The organism is Sphingobium yanoikuyae, from assembly GCF_034424525.1.
Taxonomy (GTDB): Bacteria; Pseudomonadota; Alphaproteobacteria; order Sphingomonadales; family Sphingomonadaceae; genus Sphingobium; species Sphingobium yanoikuyae.
Map to the genome: position 1 here is coordinate 820346 of NZ_CP139979.1, position 20440 is coordinate 840785.

At 65.9% G+C, this 20440-nt stretch carries 18 protein-coding genes; 10 read left to right on the forward strand and 8 right to left on the reverse strand.

Annotated elements, in window-relative coordinates; genetic code table 11:
• The first annotated feature begins 67 nt into the window (after positions 1 to 67).
• Both U0025_RS03855 and U0025_RS03860 read left to right on the forward strand, forming a co-directional pair.
• The gene (locus U0025_RS03855; RefSeq protein WP_004211387.1) at positions 68 to 268 is read left to right on the forward strand and encodes a hypothetical protein; all 201 of its coding nucleotides are present in this window, start codon (positions 68 to 70) and stop codon (positions 266 to 268) included.
• The gene (locus tag U0025_RS03860; RefSeq protein WP_004211389.1) at positions 268 to 1110 is read left to right on the forward strand and encodes a DUF4163 domain-containing protein; all 843 of its coding nucleotides are present in this window, start codon (positions 268 to 270) and stop codon (positions 1108 to 1110) included. The genes U0025_RS03855 and U0025_RS03860 overlap by 1 nt, the downstream gene beginning before the upstream one ends.
• Before the next feature lie 18 nt (positions 1111 to 1128).
• On the opposite strand, the gene rimO is transcribed toward U0025_RS03860, so the two are convergent.
• The 6 genes from rimO to serS form a co-directional block, all read right to left on the reverse strand.
• Positions 1129 to 2511, reverse strand: coding sequence for a 30S ribosomal protein S12 methylthiotransferase RimO (rimO, locus tag U0025_RS03865; RefSeq protein ID WP_174320756.1), 1383 nt, complete (start codon positions 2509 to 2511; stop codon positions 1129 to 1131).
• A 94-nt stretch (positions 2512 to 2605) separates the two neighbouring features.
• Positions 2606 to 5434: a TonB-dependent receptor domain-containing protein gene (locus U0025_RS03870; RefSeq protein ID WP_004211392.1), complete on the reverse strand. Its 2829-nt coding sequence runs from the start codon at positions 5432 to 5434 to the stop codon at positions 2606 to 2608.
• Positions 5435 to 5589: 155 nt separating this feature from the next.
• Positions 5590 to 6648 (reverse strand): potassium channel family protein, encoded by a 1059-nt coding sequence (locus tag U0025_RS03875; protein ID WP_004211394.1) that lies wholly within the window; start codon positions 6646 to 6648, stop codon positions 5590 to 5592.
• A complete protein-coding gene (locus U0025_RS03880) occupies positions 6645 to 7775 on the reverse strand; it encodes a LysM peptidoglycan-binding domain-containing M23 family metallopeptidase (RefSeq protein ID WP_004211395.1) in 1131 nt (376 codons plus the stop codon). The genes U0025_RS03875 and U0025_RS03880 overlap by 4 nt, the downstream gene beginning before the upstream one ends.
• A 23-nt stretch (positions 7776 to 7798) precedes the next feature.
• Positions 7799 to 8563: a 5'/3'-nucleotidase SurE gene (surE, locus tag U0025_RS03885; RefSeq protein ID WP_004211396.1), complete on the reverse strand. Its 765-nt coding sequence runs from the start codon at positions 8561 to 8563 to the stop codon at positions 7799 to 7801.
• 15 nt (positions 8564 to 8578) lie between these two features.
• Entirely contained in the window at positions 8579 to 9856 is a 1278-nt protein-coding gene (gene serS, locus U0025_RS03890; RefSeq protein WP_004211398.1) for a serine--tRNA ligase, read from the reverse strand.
• Positions 9857 to 9944: 88 nt separating this feature from the next.
• Between serS and U0025_RS03895 the strand changes: the two genes are divergently transcribed.
• Entirely contained in the window at positions 9945 to 10385 is a 441-nt protein-coding gene (locus tag U0025_RS03895) for a host attachment family protein (RefSeq protein ID WP_004211399.1), read from the forward strand.
• A gap of 72 nt (positions 10386 to 10457) precedes the next feature.
• On the opposite strand, the gene U0025_RS03900 is transcribed toward U0025_RS03895, so the two are convergent.
• Positions 10458 to 10592 carry a hypothetical protein gene (locus U0025_RS03900; RefSeq protein ID WP_017501572.1) on the reverse strand — a complete coding sequence of 45 codons (135 nt, stop codon included), beginning with the start codon at positions 10590 to 10592 and terminating at the stop codon, positions 10458 to 10460.
• Between the two features lie 49 nt (positions 10593 to 10641).
• Here U0025_RS03900 and U0025_RS03905 point away from each other — a divergent pair, with 49 nt between their 5' ends.
• The 3 genes from U0025_RS03905 (at position 10642) to U0025_RS03915 (ending at position 12677) form a co-directional block, all read left to right on the forward strand.
• Positions 10642 to 11247 (forward strand): hypothetical protein, encoded by a 606-nt coding sequence (locus tag U0025_RS03905; protein ID WP_037492085.1) that lies wholly within the window; start codon positions 10642 to 10644, stop codon positions 11245 to 11247.
• A gap of 520 nt (positions 11248 to 11767) precedes the next feature.
• Positions 11768 to 12232, forward strand: coding sequence for an RNA polymerase-binding protein DksA (gene dksA / locus U0025_RS03910; protein ID WP_004211401.1), 465 nt, complete (start codon positions 11768 to 11770; stop codon positions 12230 to 12232).
• Between the two features lie 76 nt (positions 12233 to 12308).
• Positions 12309 to 12677: a PilZ domain-containing protein gene (locus tag U0025_RS03915; protein WP_004211402.1), complete on the forward strand. Its 369-nt coding sequence runs from the start codon at positions 12309 to 12311 to the stop codon at positions 12675 to 12677.
• A gap of 294 nt (positions 12678 to 12971) precedes the next feature.
• Here U0025_RS03915 and U0025_RS03920 read toward each other — a convergent pair whose 3' ends face one another.
• Complete coding sequence (locus U0025_RS03920) at positions 12972 to 13130, reverse strand: YdcH family protein (RefSeq protein ID WP_010337949.1); 159 nt, start codon at positions 13128 to 13130, stop codon at positions 12972 to 12974.
• Positions 13131 to 13316: 186 nt separating this feature from the next.
• Here U0025_RS03920 and U0025_RS03925 point away from each other — a divergent pair, with 186 nt between their 5' ends.
• The 4 genes from U0025_RS03925 (at position 13317) to U0025_RS03940 (ending at position 20439) form a co-directional block, all read left to right on the forward strand.
• On the forward strand, positions 13317 to 13496 hold the full coding sequence (locus U0025_RS03925; protein WP_037492086.1) for a YdcH family protein: 180 nt from the start codon (positions 13317 to 13319) through the stop codon (positions 13494 to 13496).
• A 120-nt stretch (positions 13497 to 13616) separates the two neighbouring features.
• A complete protein-coding gene (locus tag U0025_RS03930) occupies positions 13617 to 14087 on the forward strand; it encodes a DUF1465 family protein (RefSeq protein WP_010337951.1) in 471 nt (156 codons plus the stop codon).
• Positions 14088 to 14215: 128 nt separating this feature from the next.
• A complete protein-coding gene (locus U0025_RS03935) occupies positions 14216 to 16234 on the forward strand; it encodes an autotransporter assembly complex protein TamA (protein ID WP_004211407.1) in 2019 nt (672 codons plus the stop codon).
• Complete coding sequence (locus U0025_RS03940; protein WP_072894110.1) at positions 16234 to 20439, forward strand: translocation/assembly module TamB domain-containing protein; 4206 nt, start codon at positions 16234 to 16236, stop codon at positions 20437 to 20439. The genes U0025_RS03935 and U0025_RS03940 overlap by 1 nt, the downstream gene beginning before the upstream one ends.
• The last annotated feature ends 1 nt before the right edge of the window (position 20440 follow it).

Here is a 20440-nt window from a genome sequence, read left to right on the forward strand (position 1 = left end):
GGGCATTTGCCTATTGCGGCTGGAGTGCCTAGGTTCCAGCCTATAATAAACGGCAAGGAGAGTAGCCATGATCCGTTCCGACAATAGCGGCCTGCAGGCGCTGCGCGCCCGCGCCTATGCGTTGGCCGAAAGCGGCCAGTTCGCCAACGCCCATGCGGTCGAGCAGGCGCTGGTGGCCGAAGGCTGGCCCAATATCCATCGCGCGCTCGCCGGCGACTATGCGCGCAAGGCGATCAGCGAACGCTGTCTGACGGCCAAGCCGCACTGATGCGGGCAGGGTGGGGGAACGGGACGACGGGGCTGCTGCTCGCAGCCCTGTTGCTGTCCGGCTGCTCGAAATCGACTGAGGATGACACGCCCGGCGGCAACATGCCCGCCAATGCGACGATGCGCGCCTTTGTCGACCGCATGGCCGGCACCACGCGACCCGCTGCCCCACCCGCCAAACCATTCGAGCAGTCGGACAAGACCGAACTGCTGGAATTTCTCTACGCCTATCCGGCGCAGGCGGCGGCGATCCCTACGCTGGTCGATCGTTTCGCCAGGGCCATGGCGGAGAACAAGGCCGATGCGCTCAAGATGGCGACGCAGGACCGGGATTCGGCGAAAAAGGCCGGCTTCCCCTTCCACGCCCACAGCCGCGAGACGCGCTGGAGCGTGATGGCGGATACGCCGCGCTTCCTGGCGCTCGAATCCGCCAATTACATGTATACCGGCGGCGCCCATGGCATGACCGGCTATGAAGCGCTGCTGTGGGACAAGGAACGGCGGCGCGAGACCGATTTCGGCGCGTTGCTGACCTCCGAACCGGCCTTTGCAACGGCCATCCACGACAATTTCTGCAAAGCGCTGGACCAAGCGCGGGCGGAAAAGCGCGGCGCGCCGGTGGTGCCGGGCGATGACGACTTCACCAAATGCATCGATCCGATGAAACAGGTGCTGGCGCCGACATCGCGCGACGGCAAGTTGATCGACGGCATTCAGATGACGATCGGCCCCTATGGCGCCGGCCCCTATGCCGAGGGCAGCTATGACATCAAGCTGCCGGTCGACGCCGCGATCTACAAGGTGATCAAGACCGAATATCAGGACGCGTTCGTCAGGCCCTGATATCCGGTTCTCGTTAGGTCAGACGGGCACGCCATACAGGTCGTGATCATCGGCATCCTCGATCAGTACGTCGAACATGTCGCCCGCCTTGCGGCCTTCGCCGACGTCGCGCAGGAAGACATTACCGTCGATTTCCGGCGCGTCAGCCTGGCTGCGCGCGGTGGCGCCGATGCTGCCATCTTCCTCGTCCGGCTCGCCGACCTCGTCGATGATCACCGGCATGACCCGGCCGACCTTGGCCTGCAGCTTAGCGGCGCTGATCGCGGCGGTCTTTTCCATGATCCGCTGATAGCGTTCTTCCTTGACCTCTTCGGGCACCGCGCCCGGCAGGTCGTTGGCGGCAGCGCCCTCGACCGGCTCGAAGCGGAAGGCGCCGACGCGGTCGAGCTGCGCCTCGTCCAGCCAGTCGAGCAGATACTGGAAGTCCGCCTCGGTCTCGCCGGGGAAGCCGACGACGAAGCTGGAACGGATCGCGATGTCGGGGCAGATGTCGCGCCACTTGCGGATGCGATCCAGCACCTTGGCTTCATTGGCCGGGCGCTTCATCGCCTTGAGCACGCTCGGCGAAGCATGCTGGAAGGGAATGTCGAGATAGGGCGTCAGCAGCCCTTCGGCCATCAGCGGGATGACATGGTCGACATGGGGATAGGGGTAGACATAATGGAGGCGGACCCAGGGAGCGACGCCGTCCGCCGTGCGCAGCTGGCCCAGCTCGCGCGCCATATCGGTCATATGGGCGCGGACCTCGCGGCCCTTCCACATGCGCGGCTCATGGCGGGTGTCGACGCCATAGGCCGAGGTATCCTGGCTGATGACCAGCAATTCCTTGGTGCCGGCCGCGACCAGCTTTTCCGCCTCGCGCAGCACCGCGTCGATGCGCCGCGACACCAGGTCGCCGCGGATCGAGGGGATGATGCAGAAGGAGCAGCGATGATTGCAGCCCTCTGAAATCTTCAGATAGCTGTAGTGACGCGGGGTGAGCTTGAGGCCACCTTCGGGCACCAGGTCGACAAAGGCGTTGGGGATGGGCGGCGACGCTTCATGCACCGCATTGACCACCTGCTCATATTGATGTGCGCCGGTGACGGCCAGCACCTGCGGGAATTTCGCGCGGATCACGTCCGCTTCGTCGCCCATGCAGCCGGTCACAATGACGCGGCCATTTTCGGCCATGGCCTCGCCGATCGCCTCGAGCGATTCTTCCTTGGCGGAATCGAGGAAGCCGCAGGTGTTGACCAGCACGACGTCGGCGCCGGCATAGTCGGCGGACATCTGATAGCCGTCGGAACGCAGCTTGGTCAGGATACGTTCGGAGTCGACCAGGTTCTTCGGACAGCCGAGCGAAACCATGCCGATCTTCGGCGCGTCTGGGATTTTGGTTGCCATGATCGGCGCGCACATAGGGATTTTTGCGCCAAATGTCACGGGGTAGCCGAAAAGACAAAGGGCGCGCCCAAATGGACGCGCCCTTCGTTCTAGCTAAGCCCTTGATCCGTTACATCTTGTAGGACAGGCGGATGTAACCGAACTGGCCCGGCACATCATAGGTGGTCGGATCGAAATTGGCGCTGTCGCAGGTGAAGCAGGCCGGCGGATCCTTGTCGAACAGGTTGTTGACGCCGATCGTCAGCCGGGTGCGATGGTCAAGCCAGGCCGGCGAGAAATAGGCCTGCATGTCGCCATAGAAGGTCGATCCCATGACATGGCCGTCGCTCTCCGTCACCTTGCTGATATAGCGGCCGGTGAAGGAAACGCCCCAGGCGTCGGCCGAATAGTCGAGCGTGGTGGTCGCCTTGAAGCGAGGATAGGCCTGGTCGACCGAACCGCAGCGTTCGGTGCCGGCGCATTTGATGGTCGGTGCATTGAGCTCGGCCGGGGCCTTGATGTCATAGCTCAGCAGATAGGCGGCGTTGACCGTCAGGCCGACCGTGCCTTCGCCCACCGGCTTGGAGCGATAGATCAAAGATCCGTCGATGCCGTCGGTGTTGATGGCGTTGAGATTCTGCAGCGTGGCGTCGATGCCGGCGACCAGACCGCTGGGCGTGCGGCTGATCGAGGCGCAACTGACCGGATCGGCATCGAAGGCGCAGCGGCGCAGGGTCAGCGTCGCAGGCACCGAGTCGATCGCGTTCTTGAGGCGGATATTATAATAATTGACCTCAAGGCTGAGCGCGCTGGCAAAGCCGTTGCGTGCCCAGGCCGGGCTGTAGACCATGCCGGCGGTCCAGGTCTTGGCGGTTTCCGGTTTCAGGTTGGTCGAGCCGCTGGAAAAGACGCCCAACTGGCCACCGGTCGGCTCGTCATAGCTGCCATCGGCCGGCACGCCATTGGCAATGCAGTTGGCGCGCACGGTGGCGTTGGTCTGGAAGGAGCCGCCGTTCGCGCTGGTGCAGGGATCGTTGATCGTCTGGTCGGTGCGCGACCGGCCGGCATACATTTCGCCGATGCTCGGCGCGCGCAGGCTTTCGGCATAGCCGCCGCGCAGCAGCAGGTCGCTGACCGGCTTCCACAGGCCCGACACGGTGAAGGTCGTGTTGCTGCCGAAGCTGCTATAGTTGGAATGGCGCACCGCGCCGTCCAGTTCCAGCTTCTGGAAGAAGGGCTTGTCCGCAAGCAACGGAATGCGGATTTCGCCATAGACTTCATCGACATTGAAGCTGCCGGCGGCCGGGCTGGTCGGCACGTCGGCGCCCAGGCCCGCCGTGATGATCGGGTCGGGGGTGTAGCTGGCGCGCTGGTTGCGATGCTCGTAGCCGACGGCGAAGCCGACCGCGCCGCCCGGCAGGTCGAACAATTCGCCCGACAGGTTGGCGGTGGCGTCCCACAATTCCTGCGTGCTGCGATCCTTCTGGTCGAAGGTCACATAGTCGAGCATGGCCTGGGTGATCGACCCGGCCCCGCCGAAGATGTTGAACGGCACGCAATCGCCGGTGCAGCCCGCGACCGGACCGAGTGCCTGGGCCAGCTTGGCGGCGTTCAGGTTGCCGGTGAACACCTGATGCGCGTCATTGCTGCCATACATGCCGTTGACGTCCCAATACCATGTCTTGTCGCCGACCCCGAAGGAGCCTTCGAGCGTCGATTGCATGGTGAAGGTGTCGACATCCTGGCTGAAGATACGCGGGCCGCCCTCGACGAAGCGACGGGCGATCAGCGAATAGGTCGCCGGCTCGCCATTGGCACCCGACGACAAGGTGAAGCCGAACGGATTATAGGGATTGGTCGCATCGATGCTGATCGTGTCGAGCAGATTGCCGTTGCCCGCATCCGGGCCGACGAACAGCGGCAGCGGTGCGGCCTGGGTGGTCGAACTGCGATGCTGATAGACCAGCCGCGTGCGCAGGCTGACATTGTCGGAAAATTCGAATTTGGCGTTGAGGAAGCCGCCATAGCGTTCCGAGGGCGTCAGCAGATAATTTTCCGGCGCGAAATTATAGCGATCGGCCGAGGTGAAATTCTTGAAGTCTCCCGGATAGGTCGGGCGCCCGCTGACCGGCGCGATCAGCGTCAGATCCTCGTCGCCGATCATGAAACGGCCATTGGGCGTGGCACCGGAACAGCCACCGATCGGGTCGGCGCAGTTCGTCTGGCCCGGATTGGGGAAGCGGGAGATGGAACGATCGGCGGTGCGGACGCTCTGCTGCTTCACATAATTGCCGCCAAAGACGATCGACACCCGATCGGACTGAAGGCCATAGCTGGCGTTGAGGTCATAGGTTTCGCCATCGCCCTGTTCGTAGGTGCCGAACTGGGCGGACAGGTCGAGGCCCTTCTGCGACTGTTTGGTAATGATGTTGACGACGCCGGCAACCGCGTCGGAGCCATAGAGCGGGGAGGCGCCCGACTGCAGCACCTCGACCCGTTCGATCATGCTGGCAGGGATGGAGTTCAAGTCGACCGATGCGGGAATGCCGCCGGCGGCCGATCCGTTCACATAGCGCATGCCGTCGACCAGGATCAGCGTGCGCTTGGCGCCCAGGTAACGCAGGTCGATTTCGGCCGAGCCGGAACTGACGCCGGTGCCGTCGGGCGGGCCGCCGATATTGCCGGCATTGTTGACCTTGGTGTTGAGGCCGCCGCCAGCGCTCGGAATGCGCTGCAGCACGTCGGCGATGGAGGAAAGGCCGGTCCGCGCGATCGCTTCCTGATCGACCGTGACGATCGGCTTGTCCTGGTCCAGCGGATTCTGGCGGATGCGCGATCCGGTGACGATGATGGCCCCGGCATCCTCGGCCTGCGGCGCGGCGGATTGGGCGAAAGACGGTGCATTATAAAGGAAGGCGGACAGCAGAACGCCGGTTTTCAGGACATTTTTCAAGCGCATATTCTACCCCTCAAAAATCAGACCTGAGGGGGAGTGTTGCCATTCTATGACAGCAAGGCAATTGGCCGCATGCTGCGCTGCACCGTTGGTAGCACGAATTTTGCCCTATGTTGCTGTGACGCAACAAACATGTTCAGTCTGTCGCTGATTTGAACCTATTGATCGTCGGGGCGGGGCGTGGCGCCGGTTTCTTCCACGATCTCGATGATGCAGTCGCCCGTCTGGAGCCGCTTTGCGCCTTCCTCCCAGAAGCCGATCGGATGGTCGCCGCGATAGATGCGCACGCCAAGCCCCGTACCGATCGCCGAAAGCGGCTGGCCGATTTCCTGCGGCAGGACCGGCCGTTCGTGCAGCTTCACCCGGCCGCCCGAGGCGGCGAGATCGGCCATATAGTCGGCAATATGCTTGCCGCTGGTGCTGCCGGCCAGCAGCAGCCCGGCAAAGCTGACCGGGTTGATAACCGTGGTGGCGCCGGCCTGGCGCGCGGGCACTTCATTATCCTCGTTGCGCACGACAATGCTGATCGGCAGGCGCGGCGCCAGATGGCGCGCAGTGAGCGTAATCAGGATCGACGTGTCGTCGCGCCCGGCCGACACGATCATCGTGCGGGCACGGTGGATGGCGACATCCTTCAGCGTCTTGTCGCGCGTGCTGTCGCCGCACAGCACGTTGCAGCCCAGCGCCTCGGCATGGTCCAGCGCTTTCTCGCTGCCGTCGATCACCACGATCTCGCGCGGGTCGGTGCCGCGCGCCAGCAGTTCGTTTACCGCCTCCTGGCCGCTGGTGCCGAAACCGGTGACGACGATATGATTGTGCAGATCGGCCTGAATGCGTGCCATGCGCCACCTGTAGAGGATGTTGCGGAAGAAGAGATTATAGGCGGTGCCGAGGAAAATGATCCAGACGAACAGCCGGATCGGCGTGACGAAGATGGATTCGAACAGGCGCGCTTCGGGCGAGACCGGCACGATATCGCCATAGCCGACCGTGGTGACGGTGACCGTGGTGAAATAGAGCACGTCGATGAAGCTGATCTGGTCGTCATAATTGTCCTTGAGACCGTCGCGCCCGAACCAGTGGAGCGCCAGCACGATCGCGATCAGGCCAAAGACCAGCACCACCCGCCAGGCGAGGTCCGCCCAGACCGGCAGTGCCGATCGCCGCCGCAGAAAGCCGGCCATGGGCGATGCCGAAGGCGGCGGCGCGATCTTCATGGGGTGGGCAATTGGGTCATGGGATTGATCGGCACCCGGTCCTTGCGCAGCTCGAAATGCAGTTTCGGCTTGCTGGCATAGCCTGTGTCACCGCTGAGGCCAATCACCTGGCCCTTCGTCACCTTCTGCCCGCGCACCACGTCGATCCGGTTGGCATGGCCATAGGCGCTGACCCAGCCGCTGCCATGGGTGATGAGGATGAGGCCGCCGAACACCGCGATGCTGTCGCCGGCATAGGCGACGACGCCGTCCGCTGCCGCCCGGATCGGCGTGCCGATCGGCGCGGCAATGTCGATGCCGTTATTCTTGGCGCCGCTTTCGCCGGGGCCGAAGCGTGACAGGATATTGCCCTTGAGCGGCCAGGCGAATTGGCCGGAAAAGCCGCCGGGCTGGGCGATCGGCACATTGGAGGGCAGGGGGCGGGGCTGGGCCTTGGCCACCGTGCGCGGCTTCTCCTCGGCGACGGCGGGCTGGCCGCCGGTCAGCACGTCGTCAATGTCGATGCGGAAGGCGGCGGCGCGCTGCTCCAGGCTGGATGCGGGCGCCCGCGCCGGCTGCGCCGTCACCGGGGCGGCCGGCATCTCGCCGCCGGGCAGCAGCAGCCGCTGCCCGCGCCGCAGCACATAGGGTTCGGAGAGGCCATTGATGTCGACAATGTCGCTCCACCGCACGCCATAGGCCACGGCGATGGCGATGCCGGTCTCCCCCTCTGCCACCGCATGATAGCGCCCGCCGGGGATCGACAGGCTCTGCCCCGGTTGCAGCGCATAGGGCGGCGCCAGCCCATTGGCCCGCGCGATCGCGTCCGATCCCGCGCCGGTGCGGTTGCCGATGCCGCGCAGCGTGTCGCCCGGCTGCACGCTGTAGAGGCTGGCGGCCACCGTCCGCGCATTCGCGGTCACCTGCTGCGCCGTCCAGACCGGTTTGCGCTCGATCATCTGCGGTTCGGGCCTGATCGGTTGCGGCGGCATGCTGGGCGATGGTGGAATGGCGGGCGCCGGCTGGACCGGGGGCAAGGGTGCGGCATAGGGCGCGCTGTCCTGCACCGGGGCAGGGATACAACCCGCCAGCAGCAGCGGCAGCGGCGCCATGGGCAGCCAGCGCCGCCCCCTTGAATGTCCAGCCATATGGTCTCCCCCCGGAGCGTTAATCAGTCCGAAAATGCCTGCGCCGTCGCCGCCAGCGCGCCATCCTGCGTCAGGTCATAATGAAGCGGCGTCACCGCGATATAGTCTTCTGCGATGGCCGCCAGATCGGTCCCCTCCGGCGCGGAATCGCTGCGGCCCAGGCCAAACCAGTAATAGCGATAGCCCCGCGGGTCGGTGCCCTCGATGATCTTGGTCCGGTCGATGTCATGGAAGCCCTGCCGCACCACGCGCACGCCCTTGACCCTGTCCGGGTCGATCGCGGGGAAATTGACGTTGAACAGCAGGCGCGGGCTGGCCGGCATCGCGATCAGCGGGCGCAGCACCCGCTCGCCCCAGGCCTCTGCCGCAGCAAAGGGCACGGCGTCGCCCATCGCCTCGCGGGCATAGACCTGGCTCAGCGCGATCGACTTGATGCCGGAAATCGCGCCCTCCATCGCGGCGGCGACGGTGCCTGAATAGGTCACGTCCTCGGCCAGGTTGGCGCCGCGATTGACGCCCGACAGGACCAGGTCCGGTTTCGCGTCCTTCATCAGATGGCCGACCGCCATCATCACCGCGTCGGTCGGCGTGCCGGTGACGCTATAATGCTTCTCGCCATGCTTGCGGATGCGCAGCGGCCGGGTCAGCGTCAGGCTGTGGCCCGCGCCCGACTGCTCTTCGCTGGGCGCGACGATCCAGATATCGTCGGACAGGGTGCGGGCGATCGCCTCCAGCACCTTCAGCCCCGGCGCATGGACGCCATCGTCATTGGTGAGGAGGATGCGCATCGCCCGTTCCCTTGCTTATCGCGGCTCCAGCTTGGTGATGCCGCCCATATAGGGCGCCAGCACCTCGGGCACGATCACGCTGCCATCGGCCTGCTGGTAATTTTCCAGCACCGCGACCAGCGTGCGGCCCACGGCCAGGCCGGAGCCGTTGAGGGTATGGAGGAAGCGGGTCGCCTTCTCCCCCTCCGGCTTGTAGCGGGCGTTCATCCGCCGCGCCTGGAAATCGCCGCAGTTGGAGACGGAGCTGATCTCGCGATAGGTCGCCTGGCTCGGCAGCCAGACTTCCAGGTCATAGGTCTTGCGCGCGCCAAAGCCCATGTCGCCGCTGCACAGCAGCATCTTGCGATAGGGCAGGTTCAGCGCCTGCAAAATGCCCTCGGCCGCCTGCACCATCCGCTCATGCTCGGCGTCCGATTCCTCGGGCGCGCAGATCGCGACGAGTTCGACCTTCTCGAACTGATGCTGGCGGATGAAGCCGCGCGTGTCGCGCCCGGCCGATCCGGCCTCGGACCGGAAACAGGGGGTCAGTGCCGTCAGCCGCACCGGCAGCGCGTCGGTCGGCACGATCTGCTCGGCGACCAGATTGGTCAGCGATACCTCGGCAGTCGGGATCAGCCAGCGACCATCGGTGGTGCGGAACAGATCCTCGGCGAATTTGGGCAGCTGGCCCGTGCCGAACAGCGCCTCGTCGCGCACCAGCAACGGCGGATTGGTTTCCTCATAGCCGTTGGTGCCGCTCTGGGTGTCGAGCATATATTGCGCCAGCGCGCGGTGCAGCCGCGCCATCTGGCCACGCAGCGCGGTGAAGCGCGCGCCCGACAGGGCCGCGCCACCCTCGAAATCCAGCCCCAGCGCCGGGCCGAAATCGGCATGGTCCTGAGCGGCGAAATCGAATGCGCGGATATTGCCCCAGCGGCTCAGCTCGACATTGCCGGCTTCATCCGCGCCCTGCGGCACATCGTCGGCGGGCAGGTTGGGGATCGCCGCCAGCATGGCATTGAGCGCCGCGCCGACCTCGGCCTCTTCGGCTTCCAGCGCGGGCGTGCCTTCCTTGAGCGCCGCGACCTCGGCCTTCAGCGCCTCGGCCTTGGCCATGTCCTTGGCCGCCATCGCCTGACCGATCGCCTTGCTCGCCTCGTTGCGGCGGGCCTGCCCCTGCTGCAGCTCCGTCTTGAGCGCGCGGCTCTTCTCGTCCAGCGCCAATATGTCGGCGGACAGCGGGGGCAGGCCACGGCGCGCCAGGGCGGCGTCGAAAGCGGCGGGATTTTCGCGGATGAAGCGGATGTCGTGCATCGCTGCCCTATGCCGTCGCGAACGAGGCCACGCAACCCTGTGCGCCTTCGCCCGTTGGTGATGCGTCCACAAAATGAAGGAGAAGGCGATGCAGATCGATCATGATGCGATGGTGCTGGTGGCGGACGGGCGCAAATTGCTCTTCTTCCGCAACAAGGGCGACCGCGCCTTTCCCCAGCTGGAGGCGGAAGAGGTGAAGGTGCAGGATAATCCGGCCGACCGGGACCAGGCTTCGGATGCCCCCGGCCGCGCCTTCAATTCGGTCGGCAGCCATCGCAGCAGTAAGGAACAGACCGATTTCCATGAACTGGAGGAGGCACGCTTCGCGGCGGAAGCGGCCGACCTGCTCAAGCGCCGCGCCTTCGCGCAGGATTATGAGAAGCTGATCATCGTCGCCCCGCCGACGGCATTGGGCGAGATGCGCAAACATTATCACAAGGAAGTGCAGGACCGGCTGGTCGGCGAGATCGCCAAGGATCTGGCCAATCATCCGGTCGGTGAGATCGAGAAGATCATCGCCCGCAGTTGAGCGGGAAATCCTGTCGGTAAAAGAAAAGGGCGGCCCCAGGGCCGCCCTTTTTGGTTCTCGGACAGTGCCGGCTCAGATATTGCCGGTACGGATGATCGGGATCGGCTTGGCCGGGCCATGGCCCTCGATCGACAGCTCCGTATTGCGATCGGCCAGGCGCTTGCGCATCAGCAGTGCGGCGGCACCGGCGCCAAACAGCAGTACCATCGGCGGCGCCGGCACATCGGTCGGCGGCGGCGGCGCGGGAGGCGGCGGCGTGCCCGAAGAGGTGCCCGACGATGTCGAGGTCGACGTCGAACTGCTGGTCGAGCTGCTCGACGACGTGCTGCCGAAGCTCGACGATCCGGTCGAGGTCGAACTGGACGTGGAAGTCGATGTCGCGCCCGACGAGGAAGAGGTAGACGTCGATGTGGACGTAGAGGTCGATGTCGATGTGGAGGTCGACGTCGAGGTCGTCGTGGTCGACGTCGTGCCGCTGGAGGTCGACGTCGGCGGGGTCGGCGAATCCGAACCGCTGGTCGTCGATGTCGGCGGCGTGGGCGAGTTGGAACCGCTCGAACCGGTCGAACCGGTGGTGGAGATCACCACCGTGCCGCCACCGCTGCTACCGCCACCAAAGAAGCCGCCGATGAAACCGCTGCTGCCGCCAAAGCCGCTGCTGCCGCCGATCGGCGCTGCGGTCGGGGTCGGCCCGCCAGCCATCAGGGGCAAAGCGGCCTGCACCGGCGGCGGGGGCAGCGGGATGGGCGGCGACGGCGTGGTCACGGTCAAGCGGATCGGGGCGGGCTTCTTGGCCGGCGGGCGCTTGGCCGTGGCCAGGACGCGCTGGCGCGGCTTGGCCTTCACACTCTTGGTGCTGTAGACCGTTGCCGGACGCGCATTTTCCGCCACATGGACGGCGCCCCCGCCAATGATGGCGCCGCCACAAGTGCAGGCGCACAATTTTGCCAAAGCCATCCGAACCGACATAGGATCTTCTCTAGTCCTGTTTACCCATTCGCGCCATCGGACCCTTCCGTAGCGTGAACCCTGCCATTCCCTACTGCATACCAACGCAAAATAAAGCGTTAACTGCAAGGGCATTAACCATCTTTGCGCCGTAAAAGGTCCGAAAAACCGGGTGTTTGAGTCAATCGCAATGGTTAACGTGTCATTGTGGAACGTTAAGGATGGGCTGCATGAACATCCGGATGGCGAGATCGGGGAAAACCCTGATGGAGTCGCGCTGTCCGTTCCGGGTGCGTCAGCTGGCCTAGGGGATGCGCCGGAGTGCGCATTGTCCGCTTGTATCGCCTCGTCGCGGTGGCTATGAGGCCCGCTCAAACAAAAGTCATGGGCGCCCGGAACTTACAGCGCCGGGGCCTCTCGAGTCGGAGAGCCAGATGGCATCGGTACTGAATTCCGATAAAGACGGTGTGAAGCCGCCAAAATCGACCGTAACACTCCCGGACGATTATCGTCCGTCGGCTGACGAAGAATTCATGAACCCCCTGCAGCAGGAATATTTCCGGCAGCGTCTCTGGGACTGGAAGAAACAGATCCTGTCCGAAGCGGAAGGCACGCTCGCTGTGCTGCAGAATGAACCGCTGCGCGAACCCGACCTCAACGACCGCGCATCGAGCGAGACCGACTGGTCGATCGAGCTGCGCACCCGCGACCGCCAGCGCAAGCTGATCTCCAAGATCGACGCGGCGCTCCGCCGTATCGATGAAGGCGAATATGGCTATTGCGAAGTCACCGGCGAGCCGATCTCGCTGGGCCGGCTGGAAGCCCGTCCGATCGCGACCATGACGGTCGAGGCGCAGGAGCGACACGAGCGTCAGGAAAAAGTCTCCCGCGACGATTAACCCCCTGCGGCGGTTAACCCTTTCTCCATGTCGCATGACTATCCTGTTGGCCAAGTGTCATTTTGCGGGAATAGTCATGGACAAGGAAACGGGAAATTCTGATCGGGGACCGGCTCGTTCCGCGCCGCGCGACAGCCTGTTCCTGCTCACCAGTCTCAGTACGATCGATGGCGTCGATCTGGGAAAGGCGCGCGTGCGCAATCTGTCGGCCACCGGCCTGATGGCGGATTGCGAACGCGCCATCCCCGCCGGCACGCGGCTTCGCCTCGAACTGCGCGGAGTCGGCCTGGTCGAGGGGGCGGTCGCCTGGTCGCGCGATGACAAGATCGGCTTTGCCTTCGACGCGCCGATCGACCCGCAACTGGCGCGCAAGCCGGTCGCCAACGGTGTGTCGCGGCAGGCGTTGCCGGATTATCTGCGTTCCGCGACGATCACGCGCCGCTGATGTCGATGATATGAATGGGTTGGCAAAAGGCCCCGCCGGTTCGCCGCGCGGGGCTTTTTCATATGCGACCTGTTCAATGCTGCCGTACCGCTTCCAATTGGGACCGGGTGTTGGCCGAAGGCTGCCACGTTGGACGCCTGTCATCGCCAGGTCATCTTCCCCGGCTAGGCGTCATCCGCTGCACTATGTCGAAAATCTGGCCGGGTTTCCGGCTGGATCGATGCGCTGCGTCCCGCTGGCAGGAAAATGGCCGGTCCGGTGATCCGGCCCCGGCCTTTTCCGTGCGGAATGGGCTTAATGTCGGCCCTGCATCTCTTCCTTGACCCGCAATTTCTGCTTCTTCAGCGAGGCGACGAGAATGTCGTCGGGCATCGGCCGACTCGACTCGGCCTTGATCCGGGCTTCGAGCCCGGCATGCTTTGCGGAAAGAGCTGAAACGTGGGAATTTTCCATGACATTCTCCTTACGAGGGTGATGGATGACGAAGTAGATCATGATTCGGCGAACCTGTCTCGCGATGATTCGCGCTTTGCGATAGGCCGTCGGTAAAATTGCGATGGCCCGCGCGCCTGCGCCGGGCTATCAGGAGAGGCTATGTTGGGTTCGGAAGGCGGGGGCTTGGTGAGCCGCGAAGACATTATGCGCCGGTTGGAGTTGCTGCGGGTCGAGCATCGTGATCTCGATGCCGCGATCGCGGCGCTGGTCGATGGCGGGGTGGGCGACCAGATGCAGGTCGCGCGCCTCAAGAAGCGCAAGCTGCGGCTGCGCGATGAGATCGTTGCGCTCGAAGACGCGCTGGTCCCGGACATCATCGCCTGATGCGTCCGCCGCGTCGCAAAATTGCGGGACTGCGGCGTAAAGCGATCCCAAATGGGACAGGCGGGCTTCCGGCGCCATCCACGGCCCTGACTATCGCATCGCGATATGTCAGCTAGGCCTATGCGCAACGCAGCCGCCCTTGATCCCGGCCTTCATCGCCGCCTTGTCGATGGCCTCTATATGGAGGCGATGGTGATGGCGGATGAGGCGCGCTCCTATTTCGACGCGGATGAGGCCGGGCAGTTTGCCGCCGACGATCCGCTGCGCCGCGTGTCCTTCGCCTGTGAATCGCTCAAGGTGACGACCCGGCTGATGCACATCATCGCCTGGCTGCTCAGTCAGCGCGCCTGGCAGCGTGGCGAGATTGGCGATGCGGATGTGGCCGATGAGAAATATCGGCTCGGCCGCGCCACCGCCACCGATCCGGGCATTGCCGGCGACTTCCCCTTCGCCGCCCGATCGCTGATCGAGGCGAGCCAGGAGCTTTATGGCCGGGTGGCGCGGCTGGAGGAACGGATGCTGTCGCCGGACGCGCCGCTGGCCGACAGTCCGGCCCGCGCACTCATGGATCGGCTCAACACCGCCTTCTGACCATTGGGCCATGGCCATCTCTTGGCTGGCATAATCGCCCCGACTTGGTCTAGACCGGTTGCATGACCCATGGCTTGCGGACAGGGCGCCGCTTTCCCGTTGATCCGCGCGCCGCAGGGCTATGTCTCTTGTCCCTGGCGCTTTGCACCGCCGGCACTGCGTTCGCGCAGGCGGCCCAGCCTGCGCCTGATCCCGCTGCCGATCCCGCCAGCCCGCCGGTCGACCCGTCCGCATCGCTCGATGCCATGCCCGACATCGGCATCGACTGGCCCGACATGGGCCAGCCCGATACGGTCGCCCCGCTGCCGGAGGATCCGGTTGCGGCCAGCGAACCCGACATGGCCGATCAGCCGACACAGCAGGCCGACGCCGCCGCCGATACCGGCCCGGCCGAGGAGGTCGTCACCTTCACCGACGCCGGGGAGGAGCGCAAATATGGCGTCACCCTGCGCGGTATCGAGGCGATCGGCGACAATCAGATCACGACCCGCTTCGACAGTCTCTCGGTGCTGCACCAGTCGGAGGGGAAGGCCGCCAACCTTGCCCAGATCAACCGCCGGGTGAAGGAAGACAGCGACCTGCTCGACCGGCTGCTGCGCGCCGACGGCTATTATGCCGCGCGGGTGCGCGGCAGCGTAGCGCCGCCGCCGGCCGGCAGCGACAAGCTGTCCGTCATCTTCGATGTCACGCCGGGGCCGCTTTATGTCCTCGACACGGTGGAGATTGCCGGCCTCGCCGAAACCGGCCCACGGGAGGAGACGCTGCGCGGCGCCTTCTCGATGAAGTCGGGCGATCCGATCAACGCCGACCGCATCCTTGCGGGCCAGACCGCGCTGGCGACGGCGCTGGGCGAAAATGGCTATCCCTTTGCCAGGGTGGACGAACCCGAAGTGCGGATCGACCATGAAGCGCGCAATGGCGATCTCGACATCATCGTCACGCCGGGCGGCTATCGCAGCTTCGGCCAGATATTGCTCGACAATGACGATGTGTTCAGCGCCCGCCATCTCCAGCGCATGGCCCGCTTCGAACCCGGCGAAACCTACCGCGCCACCGATGTGGAGGATCTGCGCCGCGCCATCGTCACCACCGGCCTCGTCTCGTCCGTCACCCTGACGCCGAAGGATGCGGGCGATGGCGAACATGTCGACCTGGATGTCGATCTGCGCCCGGCGCCGATGCGCACCATTGCGGGCGAACTGGGCTATGGCACGGGCGAAGGCTATCGCGCGGAAGTCAGCTGGCAGCATCGCAATCTCTTCCCGCCCGAAGGATCGCTCACCCTGCGCGGCGTGCTCGGCACACAGGAACAGACGGCGCAGGCCACCTATCGCCGCAACAATTTCCGCGAGCGCGACCATGTGCTGACCGGGCTTGTCTCCTACAGCAATATCCGCCGCGACGCCTATGACGCGCGCACCATCACCCTGTCGGGCGGGCTGGAGCGGCAGACCAACATCCTGTTCCAGAAGCATTGGGTCTGGCGCGTCGGTGCCGAACTCATCGCCTCGGACGAAGCGGACGCCTTTTCCGGCGGCAGCCGCCGCACCTTCTTCATCGGCGCGGTGCCGCTCAGCCTCACCTATGATGGCAGCGACGACCTGCTCAACCCCAGCAAGGGCTTCCGCCTCGGCGGCCGCCTCAGCCCCGAACTCTCCTTTCAGGGTTCGACCTTCGGCTATGCCAAGGCGCAGGTCGACGCCAGCGCCTATCAGCCGATCAATGATCGTGTCGTGCTCGCCGGGCGCACCCGGCTTGGCACCATCCTCGGCTCCACCGTCGATCGCATCGCGCCGTCGCGGCGCTTCTATGCCGGCGGCGGCGCGTCGGTGCGCGGCTATGGCTATCAGGCGATCGGCCCGCGCTACGGCCCGGACGATGATCCGGTCGGCGGCAAGAGCCTGATCGAATTTTCGGCCGAAGCACGCATCCGCTTCGGCAATTTCGGCGTCGTGCCCTTCCTCGACGCGGGCAATATCTCCACGACTTTCCTGCCGCGCTTCCGCGACCTGCGCGTCGGCACCGGGCTTGGCGTGCGCTATTATAGCAGCTTCGGCCCGATCCGCGTCGATGTCGGCACGCCGATCAATCCGCAGCCGGGCGATGCCAAGGTCGCCGTCTATGTCTCGCTGGGGCAGGCCTTCTGATGGCCACGCCGCCGCCCGACAGCCAGCCACCCGTGCCGCCGCCGCCCGCCGCGCCGCCGCGCCGCCGCGCCTGGGACGGGCGCTGGCAGCGCTGGCTGGCGGGCGCACTGGCGCTCGCGCTGCTGGTCGTGGTGGCGACGCTGGCCTGGCTCGACAGCGCGCCCGGACACCGCTTCCTCGTCTCGCGCATCGCCGCCGTCAGCCCGCCCTCGGGCCTGCGCATCCATGTCGACCGGATCGAGGGCAGCATCTATCGCAAGGCGGTGCTGCGCGGCCTCGTCCTGTCCGATCCCAAGGGCCGCTTCTTCGACGCGCCGCGGGTGGAGCTGGACTGGTGGCCCTTCGCCTGGCTCTCCAACCGGCTCGACATCGACCGGCTGGTGATCCCGCAGGCGACCCTGCACAAACTGCCCAAGCTCAATCCCAGCGAGCGGCAGGGGCCGATCCTGCCGGGCTTCGACATCCGCCTGATGCAGTTCTCGGTCGATCGGCTGACGGTCGCGCCCGCCGTCACCGGCAAGGTCGAACTGGCGACCCTGTCGGGCGATGCCGACATTCGTGGCGGTCGCGCGATCATCGACCTGTCGGCCCGCGTCATCGGCGCGGAGGATGCGCTGAACCTCACGCTCGACAGCCGGCCCGACGATGACCGGTTCAACCTGGCAGTCACTGTCAACGCGCCCAGGGGCGGCGTGCTGGCGGCGATGGCCGGCCTCAATCAGGACGGCAATCTGCGCATCAGCGGCAAGGGGCGATGGACCCGGTGGGATGGTCGCCTCGCCGCCACCCTGGCCGGCAATCCCGTCGCCGACCTGAAACTCGGCGCGCGCAGCGGCGCCTACACCATCCAGGGCACGATCGAGGGCAGCGCCATTCCCGGCAAGGGCCTGCTGCCGCGCCTCGCGTCGCCGCGCCTGACCATCGGCGCGCAGGGGACGCTGGCCGACCGGGTGGTCGATGGCAGGCTCACGCTGCGCTCGGCGGCGATCGACATGGTCGCCGACGGCGCCATCGACCTGCGCAACAACGCCTTCGACAATCTGCGCGTCGACATGAACCTCGCCCGGCCTGAAGCGCTGCTCAAGGATATGCGCGGCCGCGACGTGGTGGCGAAGGTCCGGCTCGACGGTCCGTTCGCCGGCTTCGGCTATGAATATCTGCTCACCGCGCGCCAGCTTGCCTTCGGCAAGACCCAGATCAACGATGTCCGCATCGACGGCAAGGGGCGTCAGGCGAAAAGCGGGCCGGTGCTGCTGCCGGTCCGGCTGCGCGCCCGCAGCCTCGACGGGCAGGGCGATCTGGTTGCCGGCATCGTCCGCAATTTCGCGCTCGACGGCGTGCTGCAGCTCAAGGGGCAGCAGATCGCCAGCAACCCCATGCCTTTCCGGTCGGACCGCCTGAACGGCAAGCTGCTGGTCATGGCCGACCTCAAGAGCGGCCGCTATGATGTCGGCATTGACGGCCGGATCAGCGGCCTCTTCATTCGCGGCCTCGGCATTGTCGATCTGGACTCGAAACTGCGTGCGGCCCCCGGCGCCAATGGCGCCTTCGGCCTGTCGGGCAATGCCGTGGCCAAGGTCCGCCGGCTCGACAATGCCTTCCTCAAGGGGCTGGGCGGCGGCCTGCCCACGGTCCGCAGCGCGCTCGCCCTGCTGCCCGGCGGCGAGATCGGCTTCTCCAACATGAAGCTCGACGCGCCGCTCATCAGCCTCAATGCCAAGGGCGTGCGCCACCGCGACGGCACCGTCCATCTCGAAGGCAATGGGAGCCACAAGCAATATGGCCCGGTCGATGTCGTGCTCGATGGCAAGATCGACCGGCCGATCGTCCATGTCCAGCTTGCGCGGCCGATGGATGCGCTCGGCCTGCGCGACGTGCGCGGCGAATTTCTGCCCGGCGCCGACGGCAATTACAGCTTCACCGCCAATGGCGGATCGACGCTCGGCCCGTTCACCGGGGAAGGCCGCATCTTGCTGCCGCCGGGCGGCCAGGCGGTGGTCCGCGTCGCGCGCATCGCGGTCTCGGGCGTCACCGCCAGCGGCGACATCCGCCCCGTCACTGGCGGGCTCGACGGCCAGTTGCTGGTCGCCGGCCCGGTCAGCGGCACGATCGGTTTCCAGCCGGTCGGCGGCATCCAGCAGTTGAAGCTCGATCTCGACGCCAATGACGCCAGCTTCGACGGCCCTTCGACCATCGCCGTGCGGCGCGGCTCGCTCGATGCCACCATCCTGCTCGATCCCGACGGCACCTCGATCAACGCCACGGCCCAGGCACGCGGGCTGCGCGTCGGCGGCATGCTGCTTGGTCGGCTCGATGCCACTGCTGCGCTGGTCGACGGACGCGGCAAGGTCTCGGGCAATCTCTCGGGCCAGCGCGGCCGCCTGTTCGACCTCAAGGGCGAGGCCCAGGTCGATCTCGACCGGGTCCGCCTGTCGGCCAGCGGCACGATCGACAAGCGGCCGATCCGCCTGACCCGCGCGGCGCTCTTCACCCGTGCGGAGGATGGCTGGCGCCTGTCGCCCGCGACCATCAGCTATGCCGGCGGCACGCTGCAACTGGCGGGCGAACTGGGCGGCGAAACCACCCGGATAGAAGCGCGCGCGCAGAAGATGCCGCTCGCCCTGCTGGACATCGCCTATGACAATCTGGGGCTGGGCGGCATGGCCACCGGCACCTTGAGCTACAGCCGTCCGCGCGGCGGCCTGCCGACCGGCAAGGCGGAACTGCGCATCCGTGGCCTGTCCCGCTCGGGCCTGTCCCTCAGCTCCCGCCCGGTCGATGTCGGCGTCAACGCCGTGCTGACCCTCGACCGGCTCGCCACCCGCATGGTCTTCGTCGCCGACGGCCAGACCATCGGCCGCGGTCAGGCGCTGCTCACTCCGCTCATCTCGACCGGCAGCCTGGTCGAACGGCTCAACGGCGCGCCGCTGATCGCGCAGCTGCGCTTCAACGGCACCGCCGACACGCTCTGGCGCCTCACCGGCGTGGAGATTGTCGACATTGCCGGCCCTGTCAGCGTCACCGCCGACGCGCATGGCACGCTTGCCGATCCGGTCATCACCGGCTCGCTCGCGACCGACAATGCCGCGCTCAACAGCCCGGTCACCGGCATGCGCTTGCGCAACGTCAAGGCGCGCGCCCGGTTCGCCGGGGCGCAACTGGTCTTCTCCAGCTTCACCGCCAATGCCCAGAATGGCGGCAGCGTGACCGGCACCGGCAATTTCACCTTCAACGGCATTGGCGGCGTCGGCATGGACCTCGCCTTCCAGGCGGACAATGCCGCGCTGCTGGAACGCGACGATATCGCCGCCACCGTCACCGGCCCGCTCACCATCCGCTCCGACGGCAAGGGCGGCGAGATTGGCGGCGACGTCACCCTCAACAGGAGCCGCTTCACCATGGGGCGCGCCGCCGCCGTCGCCCAAATCCCCGAACTCAAGGTGGTCGAGATCAACCGGCGCGGCGAGGAGATTGAACGTCCCCGCGCGACCGTCCCCTGGACCATGGCGGTCAAGGCGCGGGCGCGCAATCGCCTGACCGTGACCGGCCTGGGGCTCGACAGCGAATGGCGCGCCGATCTCAATATCGGCGGCACCGTCACCAATCCGGCGATCGCCGGTCGGGCCGAACTGGTGCGTGGCAATTATGAATTTGCCGGCCGCCGCTTCGAACTGCGCGAGGGGCGCATCCAGTTCGACGGCAAGACCCCGGTCAACCCGACGCTCGACATCGATGCGGAGGCGGACGTCAGCGACCTCACCGCCACCATCCATGTCGGCGGCACCGGCCTCAAGCCCGACATCAGCTTCAACTCCGTGCCCTCGCTGCCGCAGGACGAACTGCTCTCGCGCATCCTGTTCGGCACCTCGATCACCAACCTGTCCGCGCCTGAAGCGCTCCAGCTCGCCTCGGCGGTCGGCTCGCTCCAGGGCGAGGGTGGGCTTGATCCGATCAATGCGGTGCGCAAGGCGGCGGGCCTGGATCGTCTGCGCATCATCGCGGCCGATCCGACCCAGGGGCAGGGCACTTCGCTCGCCGCCGGCAAATATCTGACCCGCAAGACCTATGTCGAACTGATCAGCGACGGGCAGGGCTATAGCGCCACCCGGATGGAATATCAGGTGACACGCTGGCTGTCCCTGCTAGGCGCCATTTCCACCCTCGGCCGCCAGAGCGCCAACCTGCGTATTTCCAAGGATTATTGAC